Source organism: Vibrio sp. 10N.261.46.A3 (genome assembly GCF_041472995.1).
GTDB lineage: Bacteria > Pseudomonadota > Gammaproteobacteria > Enterobacterales > Vibrionaceae > Vibrio > Vibrio coralliirubri.
Genome location: NZ_JBFRRH010000058.1, coordinates 38,643 through 54,897 on the forward strand (window position 1 = coordinate 38,643; position 16,255 = coordinate 54,897).

A 16,255-nucleotide genomic window follows, 5' to 3' on the forward strand; every position below is an offset into this window, starting at 1 on the left:
AACGAGATAAGAGATGCGAAGAGCATGCTTACTGCCGATTGTGGCAGTATGTTTTCGATACTCGGTTACTCGCATCCCGCATCTTTTATTTCTTCTAGACGTAAAAAAAACCTGCTCAATGAGCAGGTTTTTTAGTATTCAGTGTTTTTAGCTAATGAAGCTTTAAGCTTAAGAACTGTAGTAACTACTTGAGTAATTACTGACGCGTTCTTGGCTTAGCTGGTTTAGCCGGACGACCGTTGTTCAGTTTAGGCTTACTTTTGTTAGCCTGAGGTTTGCCTTTGTTTGCAGCTGGAGCGCTACGACCTGAATCAGGTGTTGTAGTACCGCGAGTTGCAGGCTTCTTGCGTTTAGTTTGGTTGCTACGGCCTTTTGGTGCGTTTGCACGCTCTTCGTGACGCTTAACAGCACGACGAATTTTTTGGCTACGAGAACGCTCACGCTTACGAGAAGTATTTGAAGGATCAAGATCCAACAGTGTCTCTTTCTCAGGCTTTAGCTCAACAAGCTCACGCAGGTAGTTAACTTCTTGAAGATCTAGCTCTTTCCAACCGCCACGAGGCAGTTTCTTATCAAGGTAGATATCACCGTAACGTACACGTTTCAGACGGCTTACTGTCGTTTCTTGAGATTCCCAAAGACGACGAACCTCACGGTTACGACCTTCGTTAATCGCTACGTAGAAAGTATGGTTCATACCTTCACCACCAGCGTAAACCACATCTTCAAAACGAGCCATGCCGTCTTCTAGTTGTACGCCACGAGTAACGTTTTTAACTTTCTGCTCAGTCACTTCACCGAATACACGTACTAGGTACTCACGCTCAACCTGACGGCTTGGGTGCATTAGACGGTTTGCAAGCTCACCATCAGTAGTGAAAAGCAAAAGGCCTGATGTGTTTGCATCAAGACGACCAACTGAAATCCAACGAGAACCACGGATCTTAGGTAGACGATCGAAAACAGTACGGCGGCCTTCAGGATCGTGACGAGTACAAAGCTCACCTTCAGGTTTGTAGTAAGCAAGTACACGACAAACCACTTCTTCAGAAGCCTTGCCTGAAACAGTATGGCCATCGATACGGATCACTGAGTTCTCGTCTTCAAGACGCTCGCCCAGTTTCGCAACTTGACCGTTAACACTTACACGACCAGATTTGATTAAACCTTCTAGCTCACGACGAGAACCGTGACCAGCTCGCGCTAAAACCTTCTGTAATTTTTCGCTCATTTACTCTTTTCTACCTAATTGTCGTCTTCACAGACGTCGAATGAATTTTTCGCGACCAAATCGCGGTCGCGTATTATCGCAAATAACCTGCCAAAAAGCACTTGTTATTTACTGTGGCAGGTTTGCTGTATCGTTACAGACTGTTAATCAGTAAAGCGATTATTCAAACGGCGCAGGATCGCCCGCACCACGACGTAGAACTACGGCATCATCGTCACTGAAGTCAATAACCGTCGTCGGTTGCTCACCTAAGTAACCGCCATTCAAAATCACATCAACCGCATGTTCTAGGCTGTCACGAATTTCTTCTGGATCCGACTCAGTAGTCTCGTTACCCGGAAGAATCAGTGACGTCGACATCAATGGTTCGCCCATCGCTTCCAACAGGTCGAGTGCAATCTTATTGTCTGGGACACGAATACCAATCGTTTTACGCTTGGCGTTCATCAAACGCTTTGGCACTTCTTTGGTTGCTTTAAAGATAAACGTGTAAGCACCTGGCGTGTGGGCTTTCAGTAGACGGAAAGCCACGTTATCGACGCGTGCATACAGTGATAATTCAGAAAGATCACGACATAACAAGGTAAAGTTATGCTTGTCATCGATGCGACGAATTTTACAGATACGTTCAAGTGCTTGTTTGTTTTCAAGCTGACAGCCCAGCGCATAACCGGAATCTGTTGGATAAACCACAACGCCGCCATTGCGAATAATCGCAACCGCTTGAGTAATTAAGCGTGCTTGTGGGTTATCTGGGTGTACATAAAAAAACTGGCTCATTGTTGATCCTCGTTATCGAATCTCTCGACTCTATCATCAGAAGGAGCTGGCTCACCTAAAGACTATTCAGATGGTGAAACCGTTTGAAACTCCCAATCTTTCCATACTTCTTCGACCCCAGAAGGTAGCCAGAGATTGCGTCCAAGTTCCATCCACGGAGATGGGTAATGGAAATCACTGCCTTGGGAGGCTAATAGTTTGTATTGTATAGCATAATCCGCGAGTGTGCGTCTTTCTTGTTGCGCTTGCTGAGGTTGAGCAACTTCCATCGCATCCCCTTTCGCTTCAACAAATGCCGCTAGCAGGCGCTTAACCCACTTGGCTGTAAGGCCATATCGTCCAGGGTGAGCGAGCACGGCTTGTCCACCAGCAGCATGAATAGCCGTGACAGCATCACTCATTGAACACCATGTTGGCGGCACATAACCTGGGTTATTGCGAGTAAGAAACTTTTTAAACACCTGCTGCATGGTTTTTGCGTAGCCGTTATCGACTAACCACTTGGCAAAGTGAGCGCGAGTGATAGGCGCATCACCCGCAATCAATTTAACTTCTTCTAGCACCCCTTCACGAGTCGCTTTCTCAAGACGTTGAGCAATCATCTCTGCACGTCCAATACGGTGTTGCTTCTGTTGCTCAATGAGCGCTTTAAGCTCTGGTGACTCAGGATCAACGTTTAACCCAACAATATGGATATCTTTGTTTTGCCAAACAGTCGAAATCTCAATGCCATTAATCAGCTGAATAGGAAGATTGTTATCAGCAATATAGTTGCGTGCTTCAGCAAGCCCATCAGTCGTGTCATGATCTGTAATCGCTAGCGCTTCGATGTTAAAGCCAAGCGCTCGGTCAATTAGCTCAGGTGGAGTAAGTCGGCCATCTGAGGCTGTTGTATGACTATGTAGATCAATTCTCATATATTCTTTTTCATTGTTTTCAATTTTTATCGTTATATTTGTGTCAACACACTTGACCCGCAAGCGGAAAACTAGTTAACTAGTACACAAATACGAAGTATCACATTTGATAGGTTCACCATGTTACAAGAATTTAACCAAAACCATAAAGATAAAGTTTTAGAACTTTCTTCAGTAGAAGCAAGTTCAGAGCTTAATTGGTGGCGCACTTGGACAAGTTCTTGGTGGGCTAACGTGTACTTCTAGTTAAACAGTTTGTTTATAAAAAAGTTATCACTAAGCCCGCTTTAATAGCGGGCTTTTTAATTTGTCGAACATCTCACATTCAACTGACTAACAAATCATCGAATTGACCATATTCTAGATTGGGTGAAAGGTATCTTTATGCGACTATGTACGGCAGGAAATTTAAAGAATCATAAAGGAGGTCTTGTGAACAAGGCCATTGAAATCAAAAAGCTGGGAACCATTGAGGTCATCAATTCTTCAGTTCCTTACTCGCAAGATCCAACCAGCGTTTTTCATACTTTGTGTGAAAACAAAACTGATAGTCTTTTGTTGGAATCTGCCGAGATTGAATCTAAACAGAACCTGACAAGCCTACTCCTTATCGACTCTGCTGTTCGCATCGTATGTCGCGGACATGAAGTAACCTTTCAAGCATTGACTGAAAACGGTCAAGCGCTTATCGAACATCTTACTCAAAACGTGAAATCAGAAATTAAATCTGGCCTTACCGATAACGTTTTGACGCTGACTTTTGTCGAGCCAAGCAACGAATTAGACGAAGACTCACGTTTAAGAGAAGCCTCTTCATTCGATGCACTGCGTTTGGTTCAGCACAGCTTTGAGCAAGACGCGGATAATAAACACGCACTATTCATGGCGGGCTTATTCGCTTACGACATCGTGGCAAACTTTGAGCCACTCGGTGATGCTGAAGCAACCAACAATTGTCCTGACTTTGTCTTCTACGTAGCTGAAACACTATTACGTTTCGATCACCAAGAGAACGAAGGCCTACTTCACGCGAGCTTGTTCGCTCAAGATGACAGCATCAAAGCGCAATTGACTGACCGTCTAGCAGACATTCAAACTCAGTGTCAGTCACTGAAAGCCATCACAGAAGTAACGCCGTTAGACAACGTTGAAGCAGTACCAAGCGTTTCAGATGAAGACTTCTGCCAAACGGTTCGTGATTTAAAAGAGTACGTTGTTAAAGGCGATGTGTTCCAAGTCGTTCCTTCTCGCCGCTTTACTCTACCTTGCCCTGCTCCACTGGCGGCTTATAAAGAACTCAAACAAAGTAACCCAAGCCCTTACATGTTCTACATGCAAGACGAGCTGTTTACTCTGTTCGGAGCTTCTCCAGAAAGTGCTCTGAAATACGAGACAGAAACCAACCAAATCGAGATCTACCCAATTGCTGGTACTCGTCGTCGTGGTAAGCGCCCTGACGGTCAAATCGATTTCGACCTAGACAGCCGTATCGAGCTTGAACTGCGTACCGACAAGAAAGAAAACGCCGAGCACATGATGCTAGTCGACCTAGCACGTAACGATGTGGCACGTATTGCCGAAGCTGGCACTCGCCACGTAGCAGACTTGCTAAAAGTTGACCGCTACAGCCATGTAATGCACTTGGTTTCTCGTGTTGTTGGTCAGCTCCGTGAGGACTTAGATGCTCTGCACGCTTACCAAGCTTGTATGAACATGGGCACGCTAACGGGCGCACCAAAAATCCGCGCAATGCAGCTTATTCGTGACGTAGAAAAAACGCGTCGTGGTAGCTACGGTGGTGCAGTCGGTTATCTAACCGGTGAAGGGACTCTAGATACTTGTATCGTAATTCGCTCGGCTTACGTTGAAGATGGCGTGGCACAAGTACAAGCTGGCGCAGGTGTGGTATTCGATTCAGACCCACAAGCAGAAGCCGATGAAACTCGCGGCAAAGCACAAGCGGTTATCTCTGCGATTCAAGCTGCACATACTAAAAACCTAACAAATAAGAAGGAGTCGTAATCATGGCTGATATTGTATTCATCGATAACTTCGACTCATTCACATACAACCTTGTAGACCAATTTCGTTCATTAGGTCACAGCGTAAAGATTTACCGTAACAACATTCCGGCGAAGGTTGTTGAAGCGGCGATCAACGAATTAGACAACCCTGTTGCACTGCTTTCGCCAGGCCCTGGCGCTCCAGCAGATGCGGGCTGTATGCCAGAGCTGATTCAGCTTCTAAAAGGTAAAGTGCCAATGATTGGTATTTGCTTAGGCCACCAAGCAATTGTTGAAGCGTATGGCGGCACCGTTGCAGGCGCTGGCGAAATCATTCATGGTAAGGTGTCGATGATGGAACACCAAAACCATGCGACTTACCAAGGCTTACCTTCGCCACTGGCTATCGCTCGCTACCACTCTTTAGTGGCAACGCATGTATCTGATAGCCTAACGGTGACAGCTGAAGTCGATGATTTGGTGATGTCTGTGGTTCAAGAACAAGACAAGGTGTGTGGATTCCAATTCCACCCTGAATCAATTATGACGACCTACGGTGCAACGCTTCTAGCAAACGCTATCGAATGGGCTCTTGAGAAACCTCTTCGCCTTGAGAAGACTGGAATATAGGAAACGATCATGGAACAGATTAATAAACTTTACGAACAGCAGTCTCTTACTCAAGAAGAAAGCCAACAGTTATTTGATGTGATCATCAAGGGTGAACTTGACCCAATCTTGATGGCTTCAGCGCTGACTGCACTAAAAATCAAAGGCGAGACGCCCGATGAGATCGCTGGTGCAGCAAAAGCACTACTTGCGAATGCAAACCCGTTCCCGCGCCCTGATTACGATTTCGCAGACATCGTAGGTACAGGTGGCGACGGTCACAACACCATCAATATCTCGACGACTTCTGCATTTGTTGCAGCAGCGTGTGGCTTAAAAGTCGCGAAGCACGGTAACCGCAGCGTATCGAGCAAATCAGGCTCTTCTGACCTACTGGATTCGTTCGGTATCAACCTAGCGATGACAGCAGAAGATACACGTACGGCTGTTGATGAACTTGGCGTAGCATTCCTATTTGCTCCGCAGTATCACGTTGGTGTACGTCACGCGATGCCGGTTCGTCAAACAATGAAAACGCGCACTATCTTCAACATCCTTGGCCCACTGATTAACCCTGCTCGCCCTAACATCGAGCTAATGGGTGTTTACAGCAAAGAGTTGGTTCGCCCTATCGCAGAAACCATGCTGCAAATGGGCATGAAGCGTGCTGCTGTTGTTCACGGTAGCGGCCTAGATGAAGTGGCGATTCACGGCGAGACTATCGTTGCTGAAATTAGAGATGGCGAGATTCACGAGTACACAGTGACACCAGCTGACTTTGGTTTGAACACTCACCCTCTTGAAGCGATTAAGGGCGGCGAGCCAGAAGAGAACAAAGCCATCACAACTGATATCCTGACCGGTAAAGGTACTGATGCTCAAGTTGGCGCAGTGGCAGTCAACGTTGCTCTACTGATGCGTCTATTTGGTCACGAAGACCTAAAAGCCAACGCACAACAAGCGATTGACGCAATGAACTCAGGCAAAGCGTACGAGCTTGTACAAAAGCTTGCTGCACACGCCTAACGAACGACGAATTGAGACAAAGAACATGACACAGACTACCGATAAACTGTCGACCCACGTTTCAGTCAAAGAAGCTGAAATGGCGGAAGTATTAGCAAAAATCGTTCGTGATAAATACCAATGGGTTGAAGCACGTAAGCAGACTCAGCCATTGGATGAGTTTAAAGCGTCACTAACTGCAACAGACCGCAGCTTTTATGATGCTCTGAGCGGAGAGCAAACAGTTTTCATCACTGAATGTAAAAAGGCATCTCCGTCAAAAGGTCTAATCCGTGACGAGTTTGACCTCGACTACATTGCGTCGGTTTACAACAACCACGCAAACGCGATTTCTGTGCTGACAGACGAGAAGTACTTCCAAGGTGACTTTGAGTTTTTACCTAAGGTTCGCAGCATTGCTAAGCAGCCTATCCTGTGTAAAGACTTCATGGTTGATACCTACCAAGTTTACTTGGCTCGTCATTACTCAGCTGATGCTATCTTGTTGATGCTGTCGGTATTGGATGACGAAGAGTACCAAGCGCTGGCGGAAGTCGCTCACTCACTCAACATGGGTGTATTGACCGAAGTCAGCAACGAAGAAGAACTTCACCGCGCAGTCGCTCTAAACGCGAAAGTAATCGGCATTAACAACCGTAACCTTCGTGACCTTTCGACTGATTTAAACCGTACTAAAGAGTTGGCGCCCCTGATTCGCGAACTGGCTCCAAACGCAGTCGTGATTTCAGAGTCTGGCATCTACACACATCAACAAGTTCGTGACCTTTCAACGTTTGCAGATGGCTTCCTAATCGGTAGCTCTCTAATGGCAGAAAAGAACCTTGAGCTTGCGGTGCGTAAAGTAACGCTGGGCGAAAACAAGGTGTGTGGTTTAACTCACTCTGATGATGCAGTGAAAGCTTATCAAGCTGGTGCGGTATTCGGTGGTCTGATTTTCGTTGAAGCGTCTAAGCGTCATGTGGATATCGAAGCGGCTCGTTTGACTATGAGCGGCGCACCTTTGAACTACGTGGGTGTGTTCCAAAACCACAGCGTGGCAGACGTTGCGAAAACAGTTTCTGAGCTAGGCCTGTTCGCTGTGCAATTGCACGGTGATGAGTCTCAAGCGTATGTCGATGAACTAAAACAGTCATTGCCTGAAAGCGTTGAGATTTGGAAAGCTTATGGTATTGCTTCTGGTTCTGAAAACGGTGCAGAGAGCTCGCTACCAGAATTACTGGAAAGCAACGTGACTCGTCACCTACTAGATACTAAAGTGGGTTCTCAAACGGGTGGTACAGGCCAAGCGTTCGATTGGAGCCTAATCAACAACCAAAGCGCAATCATGTTAGCGGGAGGCCTAAATCCAGAAAATGCTAACCAAGCCGCTAAGTTGGGTTGTTTAGGATTAGACCTAAACTCTGGCGTTGAATCAGCTCCGGGTAAAAAAGACGCAGACAAACTGCAACGCGCTTTTGCAGCGATTCGTAATTACTAGTCCAAGCTCGGCTCTAGGAATTAGAAAGCAGAAACTAAAAACATATTTGTGGGCTTTGCCTTTTGCGAAGCTCAAGCAAGATTAAATGACTTGGTGTGAATACACATCAATAGAATTGAAGGAATAACACAATGGCTAAACTCGATGCCTACTTCGGTGAATACGGTGGTCAATACGTACCGCAGATCCTAGTGCCAGCACTAGACCAACTTGAACAAGCATTTATCGATGCACAAGCCGATCCTGAGTTCCGCAGCGAATTCATGACGCTTCTTCAAGAGTACGCTGGTCGTCCAACGGCGCTAACACTAGCACGCAACCTAACAAAAGGTACAAAAACAAAACTGTACCTAAAGCGTGAAGATCTACTTCACGGCGGCGCTCACAAGACAAACCAAGTTCTTGGTCAAGCATTGCTAGCAAAACGTATGGGCAAGCAGGAAATCATCGCTGAAACTGGCGCAGGCCAACACGGTGTGGCAACAGCTCTAGCTTGTGCTCTATTAGGTCTTAAGTGTCGTGTTTACATGGGTGCAAAAGACGTTGAACGTCAAAGCCCGAACGTGTTCCGTATGAAGCTAATGGGCGCAGAGGTTATCCCTGTTCATTCTGGCTCTTCAACGCTAAAAGATGCGTGTAACGAAGCACTTCGTGACTGGTCTGCAACTTACGAAGACGCGCACTACCTATTGGGTACTGCAGCAGGTCCTCACCCATTCCCAACGATTGTTCGTGATTTCCAACGCATGATTGGTGAAGAAACGAAGAACCAAATTCTAGCTCGTGAAGGTCGCCTTCCTGATGCCGTTATCGCTTGTGTCGGCGGTGGTTCAAACGCTATCGGTATGTTCGCTGACTTCATTGAAGAAGAGTCTGTTCGCCTGATCGGTGTAGAGCCTGCAGGTAAAGGTATTGATACCGACCAACACGGCGCGCCACTTAAGCACGGTAAAACGGGTATCTTCTTCGGTATGAAAGCACCACTGATGCAAGATGAAAACGGCCAAGTAGAAGAGTCTTACTCTGTATCTGCCGGTCTAGATTTCCCATCAGTTGGTCCTCAACACGCGCACCTAAATGCCATTGGCCGTGCTGAATACGACAACGTGACCGATGACGAAGCGCTAGAAGCGTTCCAATTGATTGCACGTAAAGAAGGTATTATCGCAGCGCTAGAGTCATCTCATGCTTTGGCTCATGCTGTTAAAATGGCTCATGACGACCCAGAGAAAGAACAGCTATTAGTCGTTAACTTATCTGGCCGTGGTGACAAAGACATTTTCTCTGTACACGACATTCTTAAAGAGAAAGGAGCATTATAATGGATCGCTATCAATCACTCTTCACTCGCTTAGCTGAAAAGAATCAGGGCGCTTTCGTACCATTCGTAACAGTTGGCGATCCTAACCCTGAGCAATCGCTTAAGATCATGGAAACTTTGGTTGAAGCGGGTGCAGACGCACTTGAGCTTGGTATTCCATTCTCTGATCCTCTTGCAGATGGTCCAACAATCCAAGGTGCGAACATTCGTGCTTTAGATTCTAAAGTCACGCCAGACGTGTGTTTTGATCTTATTGGTCAAATTCGTGCTAAATACCCAGAGCTACCAATCGGCCTGCTAATGTACGCAAACTTGGTGTACGCACGTGGTATCGAGAACTTCTACGAGCGTTGTGCGAATGCAGGTATCGATTCAGTATTGATTGCTGATGTACCAACCAACGAGAGTGGCGAGTTTGTTGCTGCTGCGAAGAAGTTTGGAGTTCACCCAATCTTTATTGCTCCGCCAACAGCAAGCGATGAAACACTTCAATCAGTTTCTGAGCTAGGTGGCGGTTACACATACCTACTTTCTCGCTCAGGCGTAACGGGTGCAGAAACCAAAGCAAACATGCCTGTGACGGCCCTACTTGATCGTTTGAACAAGTTCGATGCGCCACCAGCTCTTCTTGGTTTCGGTATCTCTGCTCCTGAACAAGTGAAAGAAGCGATTGTAGCTGGCGCTGCAGGTGCTATCTCTGGCTCAGCGGTTGTGAAAATCATTGAAAACAACGTTGAACAACCAGAAGCAATGCTTAAAGCACTTGCGGAGTTTGTTACGCCAATGAAAGCGGCTACGCAGAAGTAACGGCTAGTAATATCATTGGTCATTAAATAGAACCAGCGATTCAAATACTAAAAGGCTCCACAACTGTGGAGCCTTTTTTATTACTCGTCATTCACGCTAACTACTCTTCAGCTTTCATCGCTTTCTTGATTGCAGCCTCATTGAGTGTTGCTTTGATCGGGTCCGTTATCTTCTCCACTAAATCGATGGGCATTGGGAAGATGATGGTGGAGGTTCTTTCGTTGGCCACCTCGGTTAACGTTTGCATATATCGCAATTGAATGGCGTTAGGCGCTTGATTCAGCACTTCGGCTGCTTCACGTAACTTTGAAGATGCTTCAAGCTCACCTGTTGCATGTATTACCTTAGCTCGACGAGAACGCTCGGCTTCCGCTTGTTTAGCAAGGGCTCGCACCATACTATCATCCAGATCAACATGCTTGATCTCGACATTGGCAATCTTGATCCCCCAGTTATCGGTGTGTTGATCCAGTATCGCTTGTAAGTCTCTATTGAGCTCTTCTCGCTCAGACAACAGCTCGTCCAACTCATGTTGCCCAAGCACCGAACGCAGCGTTGTTTGTGAAAGTTGGCTGGTCGCTTCAAGGTAATTCTCAACGTTGTTGATCGCCATCTTCGGATCCAGCACTCGGAAATACACCACGGCATTGACCTTAACCGACACGTTATCGCGTGTGATCAAATCTTGTGTTGGTACATCCAAAACGATAGTTCGTAGATCCACTCGCACAATTTGTTGGATAAAAGGAATGATGATAATCAAGCCCGGCCCTTTCACACCGTAAAAGCGCCCGAGGAAGAACACCACTGCACGCTCGTACTCGCGCAGAACTCTAAACATACTGGCTATCAACAAGATAACGAGCACGATGACAATACCTATAGTGTGTATAAACATAACCGCCCCCTAATGGTAACGATAGTTAAGCAATAAATAATTCAATCAAGTGTATCCCTGTATTCCACGCTAACACTCCGCGCTAACTGGGCCTCGGTGGTATCTCATCGGGTAGTGCCTCGACATCCAAAAGCAACCCAGTCAGTTTGGTCACTCTGATAAGCTGCCCCGCTTGCAGTTCACTTGCGCATTGAGCTTGCCAAATTTCACCTTCAACTAGCACTCGGCCAGCACCCGGGAAACCGCTGACAACTTTACCTGTCTCACCAACCACCGCTTCCATCCCTGTAGTCACAGGCTTGTTTCTCACTCGGACTAACATTGATATTGTTACGACGATAAAGGCAACAGAGAACAAACTGATCCCGATAATTAACGGCAATGCGATTTGATAACCCGGCACTTCGGTATCCATCAGCATGATCGAGCCCAATATGAATGCGGCGACGCCACCTAAACCGAAGATACCGAAGCTCGGGCTAAAGGCCTCTGCGACCATTAAGGCAATTCCAAGCAGAATCAACGCAAGGCCTGCATAACTCACTGGCAGCATTTGTAAGGAGTACATAGCTAATAACAGACAGATACTGCCCAAAACCCCCGGTAGCCCGACTCCAGGGTTATAGAATTCGAGTAACAAACCGTAGATACCAATCAGCATCAAAATATATGCAACGTTCGGGTTCGTGATCACTGATAGCAGACTAAAGCGCCAGTCTTGTTCTCGCTCGACAAAAGCAACATCACTAAGTTGGACTTCCTGACTGACACCGTTGATGGTGATGACGCGTCCGTTGCTCAGTTCAACCAATTGCTGAAGGTCGCTGGCAATAAAATCGATCACATTAAGTGTGAGTGCGTTCTCTGAGTCCAAACTCGCCGCTTCTCTTACCGCCTTTTCAGCCCACTCTTCATTGCGATTGTGTAGCTTAGCCAAACTGACAATGTAAGCTGCAGCATCATTGATGACTTTCTTCTCCATCGCAGTGCTGGCTTTTACTTGGTCTGAGTTCTGTTGTTTTGTTTCGTCTTGCTCGCTCGCTGACGTGTTGTCATCTTTATTAGCATCGTCTTGAGGAGATAATGGATTAGTCGGCGCTTTGCCACCACCAAGAGACACTGGCGTGGCTGCGCCCAAATTGGTTCCGGGCGCCATAGAGGCGATGTGGCTAGCAAGTAGAATGTAGGTTCCCGCACTCGCCGCACGTGAGCCAGCAGGCCCAACCCAAGTTGCTATCGGAATTGGTGAGGTGGTGATGGATCGGATAATATCTCGCATCGACGTATCTAACCCGCCGGGCGTGTTCATTTTCAAAATAATGAGCTTCGCTTGCTCATCGTGAGCTTGTTCTATTTCTCTAGTGAGGTAGTCACTGGTCGCAGGACCTATCCCTCCATTCACCTCAATCACCCAAACATCATCGGCCTGAGCAAACACAGAGCTGAACAACAGAAGAAACGCAAACAAGTACTTTAATATAAAAGTCATAGCCCCTCTCCTTACAACTGAGATGCTAGATAGACGTTTTATTTAAAGCGTAGAGGTAACATCTTGGTAATAAATAGATACCTTAAGCATAGTTCAGGCTAAATTTCACACAACACGCACCTTTGAATTAGCTCAAATCTTAAGACCAAAAAACACCCAAAAATGAAAACCAAATGTTAACAAAGCAAGTCAAATACCAACGCCTCAAAACCATTCACAAAACACCAAACAAAAAGGCTTTTATAAACACTACAAATATCAGAGCAATAAAAAACAAAAGCAAACGATTGCATCGGTATAGAAAAACAACAAATGACATAAAACCACCTGCTTTTCGAGGACTTTCATCTCTGCTCATATTGATAAATGTAAAGGATACGTGTAAAACTTCTCGCGAAATATTAATCCAATGGTACATCGTACATTGGTGAGTAGTTCTGGGATTTTTATATTTAGTAGCACAGAGGTTATGGAAGTGTTAAAAGAAAAGAGTTTACTAAGCAACATCGGCGTTCAAGTCGTTATTGCAATGATCATCGGTACCCTAGTCGGTGCGATGATGGGTGACAGCGCAACTATGTTCGCTCCACTGGGCGCTATCTTCATCAATTTGATCAAGATGCTGGTTATCCCTCTAGTCGCGGTTGCCCTAATTTCAGGTGCTGCTGGTCTAGGCAACAGCTCATCAGCAGGTAAAGTGGGCGTGACCACTCTAGGTTACTTTGCACTAACGTCTGCACTTGCTGTAGCACTAGCGCTAGTAATGGGTGAAATATTCGAACCGGGTCGTGGTATCGATGTTTCTGGCGTTGAAGGCATGTTCTCTTCTGAATACGCTGCAAAAGGCGAACTTCCAACGTTCTGGGCAACCGTAACGGGTATGATCCCGACCAACGTTTTCCAATCACTGAATGAAGCAAACATTCTGCAAATTCTAGTCTTCTGCTTATTCTTCGGTATTGCGATTTCTAAACAAGCGAAAGAGAAACGTGACCCTATCATCAATGGCGTAAACGCGATTGTTGACGCTATGGTTTGGATGATCAACAAGGTTATGATCATTGCACCACTTGGCGTATTCGGCCTAATGGCAGAAGCTGTGGGTACGTTCGGTTTTGGCGCACTTATGGTTGTGTTCAAACTGTTCGTTGTTTACATCGCTGCGATTCTGATCTTCGGCTTTGTTGCTTACCCACTGATGATTCAAATCTTCACTAAGACTTCTGCGAAGAAGTTCCTAGTGGCAATGAAGAAGCCTCAAGCGGTTGCACTATCAACAGCATCTTCAATGGCGACACTGCCAGTAACAATGGAAACGGTAGAGAAAGAACTTGGCGTTCGTAACTCTACGGCTTCATTCGTTCTGCCTCTTGGTGCGACGATCAACATGTCTGGTAACGCAATTTACTACGGCCTAGTTGCTATCTTCTTCGCACAGCTGTTCAACATCGACCTGTCTATGGGTGCTTACGTTGCTATCATCGTAACGTCTACGCTAGGCGCAGTTGGTCAAGCAGGTGTTCCTGGTCCTTCTTTCCTAGTGGTTGCGGTTCTTCTAGCGGCTGGTATCCCTATCGAAGGTCTACCTCTGTTGTTCGCTCTAGACCGTATCTTCGACATGATCCGTACTGCTCTGAACATCACTGGTGATGCAGCATGTGCAGTTATCGTTGATTCTCTAATCGAAGACGAAGCGAAAGAAGCTGAGCTACAAAAACAGCAAGCGTAATATTAAGCTTCAGTTTTGATTGATAAAAAAACCGCCTTCATACAGGCGGTTTTTTATTAGGTGATGATCAATATTGAGTCGGTAAATCTTACCCTTGTAAGGCTAATTGATTAATCCAAACGCACGAGGCAGAGCCAAACTAATTTCTGGAATAAAAGTAATAGCCAACAGTGTGACGATCAATACGGCACAAAACGGCATGATACTTCTTATAACGTTTTCAATCTTGGAGCCACTGACACTACAACCCACAAATAGCGCCGTGCCAACGGGTGGCGTTGCAATACCAATACATAAGTTGAAGATAATCATCATCGCAAAGTGAATGGGATGCATGCCTAAGTGCTCAGCAATCGGCATAAAGATAGGGGTAAAGATCAATACGGCTGGCGTAAGGTCCATAAACATACCCACGATCAGTAGAATCAGGTTCATCAGAATAAAAATGATAATTGGATTGTCTGAAATAGAGAGCATCCAATCGCTGATCATGGTTGGTAGACCGGTAAACGCCATAGCCCATGACATGATGGTAGAAGCACCAATCAAAAACAGCATAATGCCAGTGACCTGAACGGTTTCTCTACAAATTATCGGGAAGTGTGCCCATTTAAGAGTTCGGTAACAGAGTGACAGTATAAAAGAGTAAAGAACCGCGATACATGCCCCTTCTGTTGCAGTGAAAACACCACCAATAATACCGCCAATAACCACTACAATAAGCCCTAAGCTAGGCGTTGCTTGCCAAACAATATTCAGCACATCTTTCGCTGTGAAGCCGTCATTGGCACTTGTTTTATAGCCTTTCTTTTTAGCGATGAAATAGGCGACGACCATACAACTTAAGCCCATTAGAATACCTGGGACATAACCTGCGATAAACAACGCCGCAACGGATGTTCCACCCGATACCACTGAAAATACGATCAGTGAATTACTCGGCGGTATTAGTAAGCCTGCTGGGCAGGATGCAACGTTTACTGCTGTTGCTAAGTTTTTATCATAACCATCTTTTTCTAATTCAGGACCTAAGGTTTTACCAACCGCAGCAGCTGCTGCAACGGCTGACCCTGAAACAGCGCCAAACATCATATTGGCGAAGATGTTGACGTGAAAAAGTGAGCCAGGAATCCAACCCACCAAGAGCTTTGCAAGGTTGATAAGTCGACTCGCGATGCCACCCACATTCATTATATTCCCCGCGAGGATAAAGAAAGGGATAGCTAGTAAACTGAAACTATCGATACCGGTAATGATTTTTTGACCCGCAGTAATACTCGCGACTTCAAACGGTAAGATGAAATACATGATGGTTAAAGATGACATGGCAATTGCAATTGCAATCGGCATGCTTATCGCGATCATGAATAAGAATAGGCCTAGCAGCCAAACACCAATGGACAAATCCATAATATAGAGTCCTTTTAAAACTTACTTTTTGTTGGGTTCACAAAAAAGATCAAACGTATTCATGACCAGATAGATGAGGATAATAACGGCTGAAATCGGCAATATTGAATACACCGTCGACATCGGTAATTGCAGAGCTGGAGAGAGTTGTTGTGTGGTTCTTCCCATTAAGGCGATGCCACCTTGAAGCATTGCTAGAAATACAAATGCGCCAGAAATCACATTGATGAGTAGGTGTAATGCTATGTGTGCTTTACCCTTAAGATAACCATCCAATAACGTTATAGCTAAATGCCCTTTGATACCGAATAAGTAGCTTGCTCCTAATAATCCAAGCCATACCATCGCATAACGAGCAAGTTCATCAGTCCAGTTACTTGGGTCATTCAAAACATAGCGACTAAAAACCTGCCAAGTGACAGTAACGACAAGTAACATTAATGCAAAAGAAGAGACAAAAAGAATCAACCTATCAAGTAGGTTTCTGAAAGTTGCTAACATGGTGTGATACCTCAAAAAATTTTGCCTTAGCAAAGCCAAGGCAAAATTATATTTTCA

General features: G+C 45.7%; 15 protein-coding genes and 1 other annotated feature. Of the genes, 8 read left to right on the top strand and 7 right to left on the bottom strand.

Features of this window, described 5'->3' with window-relative positions; translation table 11 throughout:
• Positions 1 to 196 precede the first annotated feature (196 nt).
• The 3 genes from rluB to rnm form a co-directional block, all read right to left on the bottom strand.
• The gene (rluB, locus tag AB4484_RS13965) at positions 197 to 1,231 is read right to left on the bottom strand and encodes a 23S rRNA pseudouridine(2605) synthase RluB (protein WP_017055112.1); all 1,035 of its coding nucleotides are present in this window, start codon (positions 1,229 to 1,231) and stop codon (positions 197 to 199) included.
• Between the two features lie 159 nt (positions 1,232 to 1,390).
• Entirely contained in the window at positions 1,391 to 2,011 is a 621-nt protein-coding gene (locus AB4484_RS13970) for an L-threonylcarbamoyladenylate synthase (protein ID WP_009848751.1), read from the bottom strand.
• Positions 2,012 to 2,073: 62 nt separating this feature from the next.
• Positions 2,074 to 2,928 carry an RNase RNM gene (gene rnm / locus AB4484_RS13975; RefSeq protein ID WP_017069983.1) on the bottom strand — a complete coding sequence of 285 codons (855 nt, stop codon included), beginning with the start codon at positions 2,926 to 2,928 and terminating at the stop codon, positions 2,074 to 2,076.
• Positions 2,929 to 3,048: 120 nt separating this feature from the next.
• Here rnm and AB4484_RS13980 point away from each other — a divergent pair, with 120 nt between their 5' ends.
• From AB4484_RS13980 to trpA, 7 genes are all read left to right on the top strand, one after another.
• Positions 3,049 to 3,174, top strand: coding sequence for a trp operon leader peptide (locus AB4484_RS13980; protein WP_009848753.1), 126 nt, complete (start codon positions 3,049 to 3,051; stop codon positions 3,172 to 3,174).
• Positions 3,121 to 3,235, top strand: a sequence feature (Trp leader region). (Overlaps the previous gene by 54 nt.)
• Positions 3,236 to 3,360: 125 nt before the next feature.
• Positions 3,361 to 4,950, top strand: a complete 1,590-nt coding sequence (locus AB4484_RS13985; RefSeq protein WP_372078754.1) for an anthranilate synthase component 1 — start codon at positions 3,361 to 3,363, stop codon at positions 4,948 to 4,950.
• Between the two features lie 2 nt (positions 4,951 to 4,952).
• Positions 4,953 to 5,561: an aminodeoxychorismate/anthranilate synthase component II gene (locus AB4484_RS13990; RefSeq protein ID WP_048607237.1), complete on the top strand. Its 609-nt coding sequence runs from the start codon at positions 4,953 to 4,955 to the stop codon at positions 5,559 to 5,561.
• A 9-nt stretch (positions 5,562 to 5,570) separates the two neighbouring features.
• Positions 5,571 to 6,566 (top strand): anthranilate phosphoribosyltransferase, encoded by a 996-nt coding sequence (trpD, locus tag AB4484_RS13995; protein ID WP_171351001.1) that lies wholly within the window; start codon positions 5,571 to 5,573, stop codon positions 6,564 to 6,566.
• A 25-nt stretch (positions 6,567 to 6,591) separates the two neighbouring features.
• Positions 6,592 to 8,043, top strand: a complete 1,452-nt coding sequence (gene trpCF, locus AB4484_RS14000) for a bifunctional indole-3-glycerol-phosphate synthase TrpC/phosphoribosylanthranilate isomerase TrpF (protein ID WP_372078756.1) — start codon at positions 6,592 to 6,594, stop codon at positions 8,041 to 8,043.
• A gap of 131 nt (positions 8,044 to 8,174) precedes the next feature.
• On the top strand, positions 8,175 to 9,365 hold the full coding sequence (gene trpB, locus AB4484_RS14005) for a tryptophan synthase subunit beta (RefSeq protein ID WP_017067402.1): 1,191 nt from the start codon (positions 8,175 to 8,177) through the stop codon (positions 9,363 to 9,365).
• Positions 9,365 to 10,171 carry a tryptophan synthase subunit alpha gene (gene trpA, locus AB4484_RS14010; RefSeq protein ID WP_102447673.1) on the top strand — a complete coding sequence of 269 codons (807 nt, stop codon included), beginning with the start codon at positions 9,365 to 9,367 and terminating at the stop codon, positions 10,169 to 10,171. Before trpB ends, trpA begins: the two co-directional genes overlap by 1 nt.
• A 100-nt stretch (positions 10,172 to 10,271) precedes the next feature.
• Here the strand turns inward: trpA and AB4484_RS14015 are convergent, their stop codons facing one another.
• Positions 10,272 to 11,069: a slipin family protein gene (locus AB4484_RS14015; protein ID WP_102295746.1), complete on the bottom strand. Its 798-nt coding sequence runs from the start codon at positions 11,067 to 11,069 to the stop codon at positions 10,272 to 10,274.
• Between the two features lie 82 nt (positions 11,070 to 11,151).
• Positions 11,152 to 12,558: a nodulation protein NfeD gene (locus AB4484_RS14020; RefSeq protein WP_372078758.1), complete on the bottom strand. Its 1,407-nt coding sequence runs from the start codon at positions 12,556 to 12,558 to the stop codon at positions 11,152 to 11,154.
• A 409-nt stretch (positions 12,559 to 12,967) separates the two neighbouring features.
• On the opposite strand from AB4484_RS14020, the gene AB4484_RS14025 reads away from it, so the two are divergent.
• Positions 12,968 to 14,287 (top strand): dicarboxylate/amino acid:cation symporter, encoded by a 1,320-nt coding sequence (locus AB4484_RS14025; protein ID WP_321162967.1) that lies wholly within the window; start codon positions 12,968 to 12,970, stop codon positions 14,285 to 14,287.
• Between the two features lie 102 nt (positions 14,288 to 14,389).
• Here AB4484_RS14025 and AB4484_RS14030 read toward each other — a convergent pair whose 3' ends face one another.
• Both AB4484_RS14030 and AB4484_RS14035 read right to left on the bottom strand, forming a co-directional pair.
• The gene (locus AB4484_RS14030) at positions 14,390 to 15,697 is read right to left on the bottom strand and encodes a TRAP transporter large permease (protein ID WP_017083908.1); all 1,308 of its coding nucleotides are present in this window, start codon (positions 15,695 to 15,697) and stop codon (positions 14,390 to 14,392) included.
• A 21-nt stretch (positions 15,698 to 15,718) separates the two neighbouring features.
• Complete coding sequence (locus tag AB4484_RS14035; RefSeq protein ID WP_048613908.1) at positions 15,719 to 16,198, bottom strand: TRAP transporter small permease; 480 nt, start codon at positions 16,196 to 16,198, stop codon at positions 15,719 to 15,721.
• Positions 16,199 to 16,255 lie beyond the last annotated feature (57 nt).

Coding starts and splice junctions, on each gene's coding strand:
- rluB (WP_017055112.1), bottom strand. CDS start 1,231: ATGAGCGAAAAATTACAGAAGGTTTTAGCGCGAGCTGGTCACGGTTCT.
- AB4484_RS13970 (WP_009848751.1), bottom strand. CDS start 2,011: ATGAGCCAGTTTTTTTATGTACACCCAGATAACCCACAAGCACGCTTA.
- rnm (WP_017069983.1), bottom strand. CDS start 2,928: ATGAGAATTGATCTACATAGTCATACAACAGCCTCAGATGGCCGACTT.
- AB4484_RS13980 (WP_009848753.1), top strand. CDS start 3,049: ATGTTACAAGAATTTAACCAAAACCATAAAGATAAAGTTTTAGAACTT.
- AB4484_RS13990 (WP_048607237.1), top strand. CDS start 4,953: ATGGCTGATATTGTATTCATCGATAACTTCGACTCATTCACATACAAC.
- trpD (WP_171351001.1), top strand. CDS start 5,571: ATGGAACAGATTAATAAACTTTACGAACAGCAGTCTCTTACTCAAGAA.
- trpCF (WP_372078756.1), top strand. CDS start 6,592: ATGACACAGACTACCGATAAACTGTCGACCCACGTTTCAGTCAAAGAA.
- trpB (WP_017067402.1), top strand. CDS start 8,175: ATGGCTAAACTCGATGCCTACTTCGGTGAATACGGTGGTCAATACGTA.
- trpA (WP_102447673.1), top strand. CDS start 9,365: ATGGATCGCTATCAATCACTCTTCACTCGCTTAGCTGAAAAGAATCAG.
- AB4484_RS14015 (WP_102295746.1), bottom strand. CDS start 11,069: ATGTTTATACACACTATAGGTATTGTCATCGTGCTCGTTATCTTGTTG.
- AB4484_RS14020 (WP_372078758.1), bottom strand. CDS start 12,558: ATGACTTTTATATTAAAGTACTTGTTTGCGTTTCTTCTGTTGTTCAGC.
- AB4484_RS14025 (WP_321162967.1), top strand. CDS start 12,968: ATGGTACATCGTACATTGGTGAGTAGTTCTGGGATTTTTATATTTAGT.
- AB4484_RS14030 (WP_017083908.1), bottom strand. CDS start 15,697: ATGGATTTGTCCATTGGTGTTTGGCTGCTAGGCCTATTCTTATTCATG.
- AB4484_RS14035 (WP_048613908.1), bottom strand. CDS start 16,198: ATGTTAGCAACTTTCAGAAACCTACTTGATAGGTTGATTCTTTTTGTC.